Origin of the sequence: Paenibacillus nanchangensis (genome assembly GCF_046543445.1) — a bacterium.
Lineage (GTDB): Bacteria > Bacillota > Bacilli > Paenibacillales > Paenibacillaceae > Paenibacillus_AQ > Paenibacillus_AQ nanchangensis.
Genome location: NZ_JBHOFD010000009.1, coordinates 70,768 through 84,820, shown reverse-complemented (window position 1 = coordinate 84,820; position 14,053 = coordinate 70,768). Strand labels below are relative to the sequence as shown.

Annotated in this window: 8 protein-coding genes; all 8 read right to left on the bottom strand. The window is 53.0% G+C overall.

The features are described from left to right. Position 1 precedes the first annotated feature (1 nt). The 8 genes from ACE6ED_RS08875 to ACE6ED_RS08840 all read right to left on the bottom strand — a co-directional run bounded on the left by ACE6ED_RS08875 (position 2) and on the right by ACE6ED_RS08840 (position 13,647). On the bottom strand, positions 2-2,548 hold the full coding sequence (locus ACE6ED_RS08875) for a DUF5696 domain-containing protein (RefSeq protein ID WP_410826757.1): 2,547 nt from the start codon (positions 2,546-2,548) through the stop codon (positions 2-4). 16 nt (positions 2,549-2,564) lie between these two features. Further along, positions 2,565-3,179, bottom strand: coding sequence for a Yip1 family protein (locus ACE6ED_RS08870; RefSeq protein ID WP_410826756.1), 615 nt, complete (start codon positions 3,177-3,179; stop codon positions 2,565-2,567). Then, positions 3,179-4,672, bottom strand: a complete 1,494-nt coding sequence (locus ACE6ED_RS08865; RefSeq protein ID WP_410826755.1) for a hypothetical protein — start codon at positions 4,670-4,672, stop codon at positions 3,179-3,181. The genes ACE6ED_RS08870 and ACE6ED_RS08865 overlap by 1 nt, the downstream gene beginning before the upstream one ends. Positions 4,673-4,683: 11 nt before the next feature. Continuing rightward, positions 4,684-5,544 (bottom strand): carbohydrate ABC transporter permease, encoded by an 861-nt coding sequence (locus tag ACE6ED_RS08860; RefSeq protein ID WP_410826754.1) that lies wholly within the window; start codon positions 5,542-5,544, stop codon positions 4,684-4,686. 1 nt (position 5,545) lies between these two features. Continuing rightward, a complete protein-coding gene (locus ACE6ED_RS08855) occupies positions 5,546-6,511 on the bottom strand; it encodes a carbohydrate ABC transporter permease (protein WP_410826753.1) in 966 nt (321 codons plus the stop codon). Then, the gene (locus ACE6ED_RS08850; protein WP_410826752.1) at positions 6,508-9,504 is read right to left on the bottom strand and encodes an extracellular solute-binding protein; all 2,997 of its coding nucleotides are present in this window, start codon (positions 9,502-9,504) and stop codon (positions 6,508-6,510) included. Before ACE6ED_RS08850 ends, ACE6ED_RS08855 begins: the two co-directional genes overlap by 4 nt. A 97-nt stretch (positions 9,505-9,601) precedes the next feature. Next, positions 9,602-11,020, bottom strand: coding sequence for an ABC transporter substrate-binding protein (locus ACE6ED_RS08845; RefSeq protein WP_410826751.1), 1,419 nt, complete (start codon positions 11,018-11,020; stop codon positions 9,602-9,604). A gap of 77 nt (positions 11,021-11,097) precedes the next feature. Further along, complete coding sequence (locus ACE6ED_RS08840) at positions 11,098-13,647, bottom strand: alpha-L-arabinofuranosidase C-terminal domain-containing protein (protein ID WP_410826750.1); 2,550 nt, start codon at positions 13,645-13,647, stop codon at positions 11,098-11,100. Positions 13,648-14,053: the final 406 nt, after the last annotated feature.

The following is a 14,053-nucleotide window of genomic DNA, read 5'->3' as shown; positions in this document are numbered from 1 at the left end:
ATCATCCCCCTGTCACCGCGTAGCCGAAAGCCTCCACATGCTGCCCTGCCGCGTTTACGGCGTGGTCGTTGTAATTGGTGATCACACTGAGGCCGCTTTCGTAAGTGGTCCGGAACACACTCTCCGCCAGCTCTTCATGATCCGTCATTTGCTGGCCCGCTATCCGGTTGTATACATCTTTTAGTTTCAGATGAGTTTCCGCAGACGGTTTAAGCCAATCCTGGAGACAGGATGTAAACAGCCCGTTCTCCAGTGTCCGCTGCAAATCACTGGTTGGCGCATAGGTCAGCTCATAGCTTGGGAGCGCCCCATACTCCAGCGCGCGCAGCATCTGTTTGCGGGAATCATCGAACAGGTTGACGGGATCCGAAGTATAAGGAACCAGGCCATGCACTACCAGCTGATAAAACGGAATAGCCCGGTCCGTATAGATGAATCCGCTGTAATCAAGCGGTGCATGGTCAATGCGGTCCACGCGGCCCAATGTGTACGCATAGCCGTATTCGACGGCTGTACCCAAACTTTCCTGACGGTACTGCTCCAGTGTGCCGGTATACGTGTCCTGCGTCCGCCGACGGTCGGTCTGCGAGCGGTTGTCTTCATCAGAATACAGCAGGCTGCCAAAATGCTCGAACTGAACGCCTGTAATGCCCAGCTTCCGGTAGCTTTCCAGTTCCGCTGTGCTGCGGCGCGCAATGAAGTCCGGCTTCGTCAAATAAAAATAGTTTGATGTATTCCAGCCGCTGGAGAGATGGTAGATATACTGCTTCAGCACTTCACGGTTAATGCCGCGTACAGCCTCTTTGCCGGCCTTGATGCCTTCGCTGTCCTGATAAGGCTTCACGTAGTTAGCCTTTAAATACAGGCGCACCCCTTTTTGAGCGGCATATTCCTGAAGCGCTGTTAATGCTTTACCGCCCCCAAGATGTTTATCCACCGGAAAATGATCCGGCTGGTTGCCGTACAAGCCGTTTTTCGACCAGCCCGAAACGGTAATTTCCAGTGAAGTAACGCCCTCCACATGATAACGATCAATCAGCTCCCGGATCTGTTGAAACGTGGTCATCTCGATGAAGGTGGAACCGATAACCTCCTTACGGGAGACGCCGCCCAGTACCTCGATGTACAGAGGAGTCTCCGCCGGGGCCGCTGCCTGAATCTGTTTTTCTTCCAGCAGATAATTGCGGTAAGCCTTAGCCATCCCGACATAATCCGCCGACCCGTCCTGCAGCAGAATATAGCGAACAGTACGTTCACTGTCGATAATTTCCCCTTGGTAATAAGGGATTTGTCCGGAATTCCCGACGAAAATCACATCATCTTTGCGCAACGTAAATTCACAAGACGACCGGTAGCGCGAAATGGCGCGGATGCCGGAGGGCACGCCGTTAATCTTTGCATCGGTTTCCCCCTCAGTAACGATTGCGAGGTAGCCGGTGCCGTCATGGTACATCCCGAATACAGGCAGCGCGATGTTTTCCTTCAGCGGGGCGGCTTTTTGCCAAAAGCTGTCGGTGATTTCATGATTCTGCTTGATAAAAGTTTCGTCTCCGCCATAGATATATTCGGAGTATCCTTTGAGATACGCCGGGTGATCCGGACGGAACTCAAGCAAGGCGCCTGAGCCGTCAGGCAGCATCATCGCCCCTTTCTCATCTTCCCTGGCTGCATGAAAAAATGGCAGCACTTCCAGGCTCGTGAACTTCGCGTTGCCCGACTCTTTCAGAGATTGATGGGGAATTGACGCCTCGAATCCGTCTTTAGTTAACCGGTACTCCAGTGCAAAGCCCAGCTGAAGGCTTTTAAAGGCAAACTCCGCCCGGACTACATCCGGCTCCATGGTCACCTTGACGGTGGAGTCCTCATCCTTTAACGGGTAGACTTGGGTAATGTCGGCGCCCTGCGTGTATCTGACATGAACGGGTACCGCCGTGTATTTCAAGTTGTTCGGCATAGCCGTCTTCTCCAATTGCGGAGCCCCCAGCCAATCGGCACCGGTCACTTTATCCTTGATCCGGACGTTGCCCGTCTGCTCGTTCACATACAGCAGGAACCTGTTGTTCTCCAGGGCTTTTGTGTCGGGAGCGACCGGCCGCAGCTCCGGCGCTGTGGCGGCATTGGGTGCGGCTGAGGGTGTAGCAGCATCGGCAGGTACAGCGGTATTACGTGCAACCGCCGATTTTTCGGCATCTTCCTGTGCAGCGGAATCACCAGCCGCCACAGATTTTGCGGCATCAGCCGTTGCAGCGGTATCCACAGCTGCCGCAGATTTATCGGCAACTTCCGGAGCAGCAACACTCCCTTCTGCCACAGCCGCACCAGCTCCCCCGGCTTCCGGCACAGTCGCCTCCGGTTTGGTTACGGGGCCCGGATCGGCGGCAGGCTGCGATGCGTTTGTACCGCTGCCGCCGTCGACAGCTGCAGCCTGCGCCACGGAACGGCTGGCTGCCTGGCCGGCGGAACCGTATGGCGGCCAAATGTTGACGGCTGCAATCCACACAACCAGCACGGTTACAAAAATGATGTGCAGTCTCTTTTTTATTCTCATCGTGCTCTTCCCTCCCTTAAGCGCGCAATCTAAGCTCTTTAAGCAAATCGATGATAAAGGACACCAATTGATTGGAAATTCCGAACAGCAAAATGCCTACAAACCACAGGATTCCGATCCCTGCAATACTGATAAGCGTAATGACGACGACCTTGCGCAGCTCAAAATCATGCAAAATTTTTACTTTAAGCAGAAACAGCCAGGCCACCCATACGATTACAAACCGGTTCAGCAGGTGATACGTTGACGCCTCATCTAAGGCCAGCACCTGGGTCAGCAGGGTCACCGGTACCGTAAACAGCATGTAAGGCGCAAGAGCAAAGGCGCTGCCCACCACAATTTCTTTGAACTTCCCTTCTCCGTCCAAGATGGTACTGATCCCCCAATTGGAGACGCACCAGGTCAGCCAGGGTACCGTAAGCCAGATGAATTCATGGAACATGGAAATTTCGTGCGGCTCCCGGGTCTCAAAAGCATAGCCGGTGATCAGGATGGAAATCATTCGGACCGCAAAGGTCATAAGGACCATAAGGATGGCCTGATACCAGAAAATCTCCCGCTTGCCCTGAATGTCTTGATAAAACTGAAACGGATGGGCGACCACCTGATGAATCATCTGCAAAGTGTACATTACAGTTCCCCCTTTGCCCCGCTGGTTTTTGCCGCCGTTTTGTGCCCGTACAGCCAGACCAGAAACTTGCGGTGCACTTTTGGAGTTAACCAGAACAGCAAGAGCAGCAGCGCGGCGGTTCCGGAGAAAAACCAGGCGAAATGCTCACGGATAAACAGCTTGCGGTATTCGCGGAAAGCAGCGGAATAGTCGTTTCTGGAGCTGGACAGCTTGAAATAATCCATCGCTTCTTTGTAATTCTCCGCTTTGTAGAGCGCCTTGCCGATAGCCAGATAGGCCATGTCGTAGTTGGCGTTCAACCGGAGCACGTCATGCCACAGCGCTTTTGCTTCTTCATATTTTCCGTCCACATACAGCAGGGAAGCCTGATGAACGAGCTCCGCGAACGGTGTGGCCCGGAAGCGGTCGATCCGGCCGCGGCCTTTGTCGATCACATACAGCAGCCCATCGGAGGTCTGATCTACCGCCGCAGGCGTCACGAACAAGCCGTTCTGGTCGCCGATTCCTCCGAAGCTGAACAGCAGATTGCCCAGCTTGTCGTACTGGAACACCTTTCCGGTCTGCAGATCCAGCGCGGTGATGAACCCGTTTTTATCTACACTGATTCCTACAAAAGAAGCCATATCAAAGGGACCGTCTGTGTAGTAATCGCCATACCGGTGAATCCCGGCATTCAGCGTGTCCACGCCCACCGGGGACAGACGTTTAATCTGGTTCGTTTCTTCACCAAGCGTGGTGCTGTAAATAAAACCTTCCTCGTCAACATCCACGTTGGAGAACTCGGACGGGCGGACTGTTGCGAGCTGGCTCTGCTGCTCTTTCGTCGCCACCAGCTTAATCAGCAGCCGGGTCCAGGAAAATCCGACATGGTTGGCACCGTAGAAGCCTTTAAATTTGCCGCCGGAATCGATCTGCAGCAAGCCTTGGGTATTTCCGTCGCTGACTACGTACATATAATTGCGCTTATCAACAATCAGCTTGGAAGGAGAATAGGAAAAATTGGCTCCGAGCAGCGTGCTGTCCGGTTTGGGAAAATCCTGCACATATTCCCCCTTCGCGTTAAACACAGCAATCCGCTGGTTTTTGGTGTCGGCGACGTAGACGGTTCCGTCTGGCATAACGAAAATCCCCTTCGGTTCCTGCAGCCTGCCGTCTCCTTCGGCATCTCCGATCACCTTAATCAGGGCTCCGTCCTTGCCCATATGGAGAATTCGGCTGTTGCCGGTATCCACAACGTACAACGAGTCGTCCCCGGCGATGAACAGCGATTCGGGATTTTTAAGGGCTCCCGCCGACGTACGGCCGGGATCGATGGATGAATCGTACAGATAGCCGTTAATCGAGCTGACTTCGCTGCCGGACCGGCTCCACGTGTATCCCTGGTATGGCGCGTCGGCGGATGCAGAGCCGGAGAACGCCAGCAGCGGAAGGACAAACACGAGGAGCAGAAGGATGGCCCGCTTGCCTAACGCTCTGCTGTTACTGGTCATCATTTTGCCTCCTCCTATTCCTTCAGTCCGGAGTGGGCCATGGTCTGCAGCACCATCCGCTGGGTAATGACAAAAACCACCAAGGTCGGAATAATCATCAGGAAGCTTGCCGCCGCCAGCGTGCCGACCCTGGCCACGACACCGGCCCCGCCGCTGATAGTCTGAATCGCAAGCGGCAAGGTCTTCATCTCCTGGACCGTTGTATACACCATGGATGGATAAGGATCGTTCCAAGCCGAGATGAAGCTGAGCAGCGCAAAGGTGGAGATGGCCGGCTTCAGCATCGGGATTACGATTACCCAGAATACTTTCCATTCCGAAGCGCCGTCGATCCGCGCGGCCTCCAGCAGCGCATCGGGCAGCTGGCGCAGAAACTGCGTCATCAGGAACATTCCCATCGGGGCGGCCAGATACGGAAGCATCATCGCCCAATACGTGTTCATCAGTCCGCTGCGGCTGATCAGCAGATACTGCGGAATCTGCAGCACCAGCGGAGAGAACATCAGGGCGGCGACGATCATGTCGAAGATGGCGCTTTTGAAGGGCATATTATGTTTCGCCAGCGGATAGGCGGCCATTGCCGAGATCAAGACACCGCCGAGCACAATCCCCCCGGTAACAACTACGCTGTTAAATATAAACCGCGAGAACGGCACCGCCGAGGTTCCGGTAATAAGCAGCAGGTCGCGGAAATTAACCAGCGTCGGATTAACCACAAAAAAACGCGGCGGGAACAGGAACAGCTCGCTGGTCGGCTTAAACGCCGTGACTGCCATATAAATCAATGGCATAAGCATCAGCAGCCCGAACAGGGTGAGGAACAGATAAAGCGCAATGCCGCCGAAATCCATTCGTTTTAGAGTTAATTTGTGCATCCTATTCCCTCCCCAACACTCTGAAGATGAGGCGGTTTAACCCGAACATCAGGAAGAACAGCAGCACGGCAATGGCCGAAGCATAACCCATTTCAAAGCGGGTGAATGCATAATCGAACATGTGGGCCATAATCGTGTGCCCCGCATACAGCGGGCTGGGGAACCCGACCAGCCGCATGCTGACATCGAATACGGTAAGCGAGCTGACCACCTGCATCACCGCTCCAAACAGCAGCTGCGGCTTGACGGCAGGCACCGTGATGTACCACAGCTGCTGCCAGCGGTACTTGACGCCGTCGATGGCACCGGCTTCATACAGATCGGCAGGGACATTCTGCAAGCCGGCCAGAAAGGCCAGAAATCCGACGCCCATGTTCATCCAGAGTGAAACAAGGATGATAACGGGAACGATCGAATCGACATTTTGCAGAAACAAATAGGGTTCATTCAGAATGCCAAGCTGGATCAGAAAGTGATTGAGCAGGCCTTTGCGGTCACCGGCAAAAAAATACAGCCAGACGACGGACATCGCCACTGCGCTCGTAATTGACGGCAGATAGAAGCATAGCGTATAAAAAAATCTGTATTTCTGCGGAATCTGGCTGATCAGCCAGGCCAGCAGAAAAGCGAGTATATATCCAATCGGACCTGTGATGATGGCGAATTTCAGCGTAATGCCAACCGCCTTCAAAAAGATATCATCATCCACAAACAGCAGCTTGTAATTGGAGAACCCGATGAAACGCGGCGGTTCAATAATGTTGTAGTAGGAAAAACTCAAAACAATAGACATGATGATCGGCACGATTGTAAATATCGTGAACAAGAGCAGAAACGGCGCCAGAAAATAATAGGACACCCTGTTTTTCTTTATTTCTGTCCATAACAAGGAGCCTCTTCCCGGCTTCCGGGACAGCTGCGAGCCCGTTTTTGCACCTTCTGGAGACACGATGATTTCACTGCTCATTTCTGTCCTCCTTCCCCTGTGGCGCCCGAAGCCGCAGCCTGGTCCAACCCGAATTCCTCGCGTTTTTTGTCCAGCTCTTTATTGATTTCGCGTACACCTTGCTCCATGGCCTCGCGCGGATACTTGCCGTTCAGGACAATTTCATTCCAGATATTGGCGATATAGCGGGTCGTGTAATATCCTCCAAGCACAACCTCACGCTCCTTAAACCATTCCCACTGCTCCAAAATGGCATCGATATCCTGCTTCTGCCATGGCAGACGTTTGAGCGCCTCAATATTCGCGGTGTTCCAGCGCGCTTCAATGCCAAGCAGCGATTCCAGCTCGGAACCAAAGCTTTCCTGCGCGTCAGCACTGGTCCACCATTTCAGGAATTCCCAGGATTCCTCTTTCATGTCGGAATCGCTAAAGATCATGGCCGTTTGGGCTAATCCCCCTGTGGAGCGGTTGATCCGCCCGTCGGCTTGTTTAATCCCCGGCATCGGTTTCATTCCCCACCATCCAGTCAGCTCGGGAGCCGCGGTGGAGAGCAGGATATAGGTGGAGTAATCCGCCACCCCGATCGGCATTTCTCCGGAACGGAACCGGTTGTAGAAATCCGCCTGCTTTTGCAGCTTGTAATTCGTAAAAAGACCGGTCCATGTCTTCATGGCCGCCAGCGCCTCCGGCGAATCCAGTGCGGACTGGGTGCCGTGATTTTTATAAAAATCCCCGCCGTACTGGAACAGGAACGGCGCAAACTCGTTGATCGCCGAAGCGGGATTATTAGGAGCATGCGGGTAATAGAAATCCATTCCGTTTTGCTGAAGCAGCGGAATTAGCTCCATCACCTCCTGCCAGGTGTCCGGAATGTCCTCTTCTTTAATGCCAAGCTGCTCCATAATGTCCTTGCGGTAAAAGAGCATGCTGAAGTTCTGATTCTCCGGCAGCGCATAATCGCCGCCGTTATATTTATAAGGAATAAGCGCGCCTTCCCTGAAGCGCCCGGCAACTTCCTTATAGTCAGAGAACTCGTTCAGATTGACGAGTGAATTGCGGACGGCAAAATCGATCGGCACTTCGCCTTCAACGCCTAGAACTACGTCCGGCGCCAGCCCTGCCGTGCTTGCCAGCAGCAGAATTTGTTTTTGGTCGCCAGCCGCCGTAGGAATGACATTTACGTTAACCTTGATTCCCGTATTTGGCGTGAAATCCTCGTCGATCATCTGTTTGATAATTTCCGCCCAATCGCGGCCGCGGGAGATCCACAGCTCAAGGACTTTCTCATCCTTATAGGTGTTACCGATCCCGCTGTAATCCTTCGTGAAGGAGCTGGCAAAGTCATAGGTCATCGTTCCAAGCCTCGTATACCAGGGAGCTGCATCCTCTGGCCAAGGCTGATCCTCCGATTTCACGACGATATAGTCCATCACAATGCTTTGCTTCATTAAGCCGTTGACCCAGGTGCCTAGAGAAGCTTGCAAATCGGTCAACTGCTGCATCCGGCCGGGAATGGAGGAAGGTTCCTCCGCCATCTCCAGGATACGGTCACGTGCTTCATACAGCGTGCTCAGCTCCGAGCTGCCTTGCTCGACGCCATAGGCGTACATCGCTTGTACAGCCTCATCAAGCCTCCGGGCCATCAAATGCAGACGGGGCACCAGATCGGTGATATTCTGCTCCAGCTTCCAGTCGCCGTTAGGGTCGGGGTTGGTGCCGGTGACCTGCGTGATTTCGCGTGACAGGAGCGACATTTTTTGAGTTGTGTTCAATACGGCCTCAATCATCGGCCCTACGATGGATACCTGAACCTCCATCCGGAGCGTATGTTTGCCTTTCTCCAGGTAGAAATCGTAGGGTCCGTCTTCATTACCAAGCTTGTTCACCTGCCACTCCGCTTTGTAGGGGAACTTGACGGCATTCATTTCCCGGAATGGCACCCGGCCGTCGATCATGATCCGCCGTTCAACCGGAATTCCGTTCAGGAACCACTGCCCGAAGCGGATGCCGATGTTGTATAGACCACTTTCGGGAACCTCCATACTCCATTCTGCCCATTGACCGCCAGTACGCCAGCCGACGCCGCCGAAGCTGTTAAGCACGATGGAATCCTTGGTGAAAGGTTCGGTCAGCGGTTCCCGGTCTTCAATCCGCTTTAGGGTCGGATCGGAGCGCAGGGTCGAGGTTTCTGCCTGGATTTTGATCAGTTTGTTGTGCACGGGCTTATAGCCCTTGGCTGCATATTCTTGCTCTACTTCCGCGTAGGCAGGCAGTGTCTGCGGCGAGAAAATCCGCAGATCGCCTAGTGCCGCCGGCTCTCGGATTGCTTCAAGCCGGAGCGTGTGGTTGCCCTTGGTCAGATAAAAGCGGAAGGGTTCCCCAGTACGAGCTTCGGCATCGCGGAACTCGCGGTACTGCCAGCCGCTGACCTCCTCGCGTTTCGGGTTGAATTCATTTCCCTGATTATCCCGCCAGGGTTCGCCGCTTTCCTGCCACATGCGCTGGAATTCCATCTTCTTTACTTGAGAGAACAGGTATTTTCCGTCGATCTTCAGGCTGCGGATAATGGAAGAACGTTTGCCCGGGAGCGCGTAATAATCCATCCCCATTTGATAAAAACCGTCCGCAGGTACGGTAAAGGTGTATTCGGCCCAGCTGCCTTCTGTCTGCAGCGCCAGTGCAGACCCAGACTTGGCGCCCAAGCCGCGCATCAGTTCCGTGCCGCTGGAGCTGATGGCGGAGTAGGCGTCTGCCGGCAGCGCCAGGTCGAATTCCGCCGCATCGGCAGCTCCTTCCTTCTGCCAGTCTTCATAGTAGCTTGAATAGGTTGGCTCCAGCAGGGAATTGATACTGTTCGCCTCCAAGACAGAGCTTTCGTCTACATCCGTGTAATTGGGAATCCCCGCCATGGCGGCATTGTCAAAGCCTCTAGACTGATTCCACCACGCGAGAGCCAGTGCCAAAATCGTAAGAACCGCCAGACTTCCTTTATATTTTCGCAGGTAACGCAGCACGCATCGGTCTCCTCCCATCGTTACAGGTTATCCGGTTCTTCGGAGAAATGCAGGGGGACAGCTTCGGCCAATGCTGGTTGCCCCTGTCTCCTCTTGATTATTCCTGCATCGCCTTCTTGAAGCTGGCAATTTCCTTGGCGGCTTGAACCATCACATCATCCCCTATTTTTTGGATGACGGTTTTGGAGTCTGTATTTTTGGCGAGCGCATCCTCAATTGCTGCGATGAATATTTCCCAGCTTTTGTTGTCTACCGGAGTCAAGTGCTTGACCGGAATATTGTTGTTGAGCTGTTCATACAGCTTAAACTCCTCTTGTCCGCCCAAATATTCGTTTTTGGTGTTTGCATACCAGTCCAGGCCGGAAATATCTTTGTATCCCGGTTGAATGGAGTGCTTCGTCCAGATTTTCCAGGCGTTTTCGCTTCTCATGCACCACTGGATATAGGCCCAGGCGGCTTCCTTGTTTTTGCTCTGGGCAGGGATAACGAAGCTGGATCCGCCCATGCCAATATTGATTCCTGCGGGCAGGCGGGTTACCCGCCATTTGCCGGCCAATTCCGGGAAGGTATCCTTCAGCCCGCGGGCGCCAAACGAACCCGACACGATGCCGACCAGATCGCCTTTCAACACGAGCTGCTTGCCTTCGTCGGTGGAATAACCTACATGGGGAGCCCAGCCGAGCTGATGCCCGCGTTTGGTGATATCCAGCACCTTCACCATTTTGTCCGTATTGCGCAGCCAGTTCATATCCTTGTCAAAATAGCCGACCTCATCTCCGGCCCAGACAATGGGACCATCGCGCCATTCCATGAAGTACTTGCCGTTAGCTTTCAAAATTTGCACCAGGTTCAGAAAATTCTCCTCATCCTGCATGTATTCGCCCAGTTCAGCCGGATCGCTGGGCAGGCCCAGCTCTTCAAAAATATCCGCCCGGTAATAGTAGACACCCGGAGTCATATCCCATGGCATTCCAAGCAGCTCGGAGCTGTCCGGCGTCATCCAGCGTTCCCAGTTGAACGGATGGATCAGGTCTTTGTACTGTGCAGCGTTATATGGCGCATCCAGCAAATTTTCTAATACATGGCCGGTCATATAACGATGAAGCTGATACATTTCCACTTCGGCCACATCAGGCGCTCCGCTGCCGGCAGCGATCGTGGTCTGGAGTTTGTCGTGAAGATCGCCGAACGGCAGCACTACCGTTTTCAGCTTGATTCCGGGATACTCGGCCATAAAGGCTTTGCCCACCTCGTCAAAGACGGTCTCATTGAAAGCCCACACCGTCACTTCGCCGGTAATATCCTTGCTTGGCAGCCCCCCTCCGCCAGTGTCTCCGGACGGTGCGCTTTGTGTGGCTGCCGGGGCGGTTGTTTCTGCCGGAGCAGATGACAAATTTATATCGTTATTAGGAGAATTTTGGACGGAAGATGTGGCTGGCGCGCTGCTGCAGGCTGACAGAAACACCATCAACATCAACAGTATCGGCCAGTCCCTATTTCTCATTTTTTGAATCATTATGCAAGCCTCCCCTTTGATAATGAACAATTTGCTTTGCCAGTCTATGGTAAACGAGCTACTTTCCCGGGTTTCGTTTACAGGCCTCCTTCCTTCAATCTTAAGACAGTGACTGAAAACTTCGAGAAGGTATATTCCAGACTGCCGTCTGTTCCGGTTACTCTATGGGTTACCGGAGCCGCTTTGTCCGGGTCGGTGAAGCTGTTCTCATCGGTCAGGATATCCGTTGCAAGTACGGTAGCGCTTCCATAAAGTGTTTTTGCGGTCATCCCTTTTAGCAGGAGTTTGGCGGTCAGTGCTTGCTCGGAGGAGTTGACCACTTTGACAATAACATCGCCGGTGGCAAGCTCGCGGCTCGCCGCATAAAACATGGGCCCGGCAGCGGCCTGATCCTTGATTTCGTGCACCAGCTTACCATCAAGATGGGTGCGGATGGTGGTTCCCGACAGCTCAATGCGGATATCGTACCCTTTGCCGGATTCAATGCTCAGCGGAACGCTTTGGCCGATCACCGAACGGGTGCCGCCAACCGATTTTTCAATCGCGCTCACGGTATTCCCCCAGCCGCCGATATTCCACCAGTAGAAGTTGCCCTCGTCCTCAACGCCAAATAGAATAAGCATGCCTTCGGCTCCACCGGTCTTTTTGGCTTTGAGCGTTATCGTGTAGTCTCTCCAGGCTGGATCGCCCGCAATAATCCGGGCATCTGCAGAATTCCCCGTCTGCCGGAGCAGGCCGGCTGCATTGTCCCAGTTCCCGCTTTTGCTTTCCCATCTGCCGCTGTTCCGACTAAAGCCGTCCTCTAGAAGAATCCGATCACCCTGCTTAACCAGCAGATCATCATACTCGGCCTGCGTCGACCAGGTCCCCAGACCAACCGCGCCTTGAATGGATGCTTGCGGTGTGTCCGTCTGTCTGTGCTGATCCAGTACGGCGGGCAAAACGATATCGCCTTTGCTGCTGCCAAACATCTGCTGGACATAATAAGAGGGTGTGCCATAGCTGGACGCCGCGTCAAAAACAATCGCGTCCGGATTCCAGGTACGGTCCTTTGTGTTCACGAACAGCGGCGCATAGGAAGCCATTTTGACGATATCGGAATTGCGCTCCATGCCCAGCATAAAAGCCGCTTCGCCGAGCGCCGCATTCAGATTGCCTTCCCCGGCTCCTTTGGTCACCGCGTATTCTCCGACATAAATCTCCGGACCGCTGCGGTCGTAGCTGTCATAACGGCTCGCATTATTCATGAACCATTCCGCCGATTCGTAATAATGCTCATCCACCAATTCCACCGGCTCTCCGTCCACTTCCATATTGGCGATGAGATTCATCTCGGGGTATTTGGCTTTGATCGCCTGATAGAACAGACCGTAACGCTGTTTGTATTCTGCAGGCTGGAAGTTGTTTTCATTGCCTATTTCCACATACTTGAGCCCAAAAGGCTCGGGATGTCCGTTTGCCGCTCGTTTGGCCCCCCACTTGCTGGTAACCGGCCCGTTGGCATATTCAATGGCGTCGAGCACATCCTGAATCCATGGTCCGATTTCCGTGAGCGGAACGGTATTGGATTTGGTTACCGGATCACCGTCATGGGAGATGCCGATGTAAGCGACATAAAGCGGTTCCGCCTGCAAATCTTCGGCCCACTGTAAATACTCGTGGAAGCCCAGCCCGTCGGAGGAGCGGTAATTCCAGTAGCCTCGATGACCCGGACGTGTTTCGAGCGGGCCAATCGTTGTCTTCCAGCGGTATGCATTCTCCTGGGTGTTGCCTTCCACAAAACATCCTCCCGGAAAGCGGAGGAATGATGGCTTCATCTCCGCCACCTTTTCGGCCAGATCAATTCTCAGCCCGTTTTCGCGGGTTTTCCATGTCGGCGGAAACAAAGAGACCATATCCAGATACACTGTTCCCGGGGTGGATGCCGTTATAAGGAAACGAGCATTCGCCGCCGTCCCTGCAGACTTCAGGGTGTAGGTGTAATGGTTCCAGCCTTCTTTTAACACACCAACCGGATGCGCGGCATATACCTCCCTGCCGTCCGGGCTTTCAAGCGAAACATCCAGAGACATGCGCTGCCCCGGCTCCGGTCTGGCATAAAAGGAAAGCTTGTATTCGGCCCCTTCTTTCAGGGCGATTCCCCAGTACCCGTTATTGACCGCAGAAACTTTGCCGGTATTTGACGCTGTAGTTACAGACAGCTTCATGGACCGTGTCTGAACCCCGTTCAGCAGATTTTTGCCGCTGAGGCTTACGTTTCCGCTGCCCTCTCCCTTCTTCTCAATCCACCAGTTAAACAGCGTATCCGGGTGATCTTCAAATGAACGGTTGGAGATCAGCTCCGCGTACAACCCTCCGTCACCCGCATGATTGATTTCTTCAAAAAAAGCGCCGTACAGCATCGGGCTGATTGCCGGGCCAGGATTCTCTGTATCAATTGTCAATGTATACTCCGGAGCATGACCGGAATCCAGATCTTTCTCCTGTACTTCTGTCGGTTTGCCGGCATCTTTGGGATCAATGGGCTGACGGGTGACGGACGGTTCGGGTGGCGGTTTATTTGCTCTATTTATGTAGTAAACGGCTCCCCCAGCCAGCAGCAGGATAATCAGCAGCGTTACCCCCAACGTTCCTTTCTTTCTCTTCAGTGCGCATCCCCCTTCTTATTTCTCGCCAATGAACAGGAGCTATCTTTAGCGTGGAGCGTATGTAATTTATTTGTGAAATGACCACCCCCTTACTTTAGGATAATATAAATCATTTCTGTATTATATAAATGAATCCGTTTCCACAGCTAAATTAACACATAAAAAAACACTTGTAAATGAAGCAAACTAAACCATTTTATGATCAAATGAACTATACTTCATCAAAATTGCCGTTATTTATAAACTTATTTAAAAGGAAAGAACGTAAGATTTTTATTTGATTTTAGAAAAAACTAAAAACCAAGCCTTTTTTTGAATAAACCAGCTTAGTTTTGTGCAAAATACTTTCTTTTGTTTTAGGGAATATTCTTTTCGTTTACTTCGA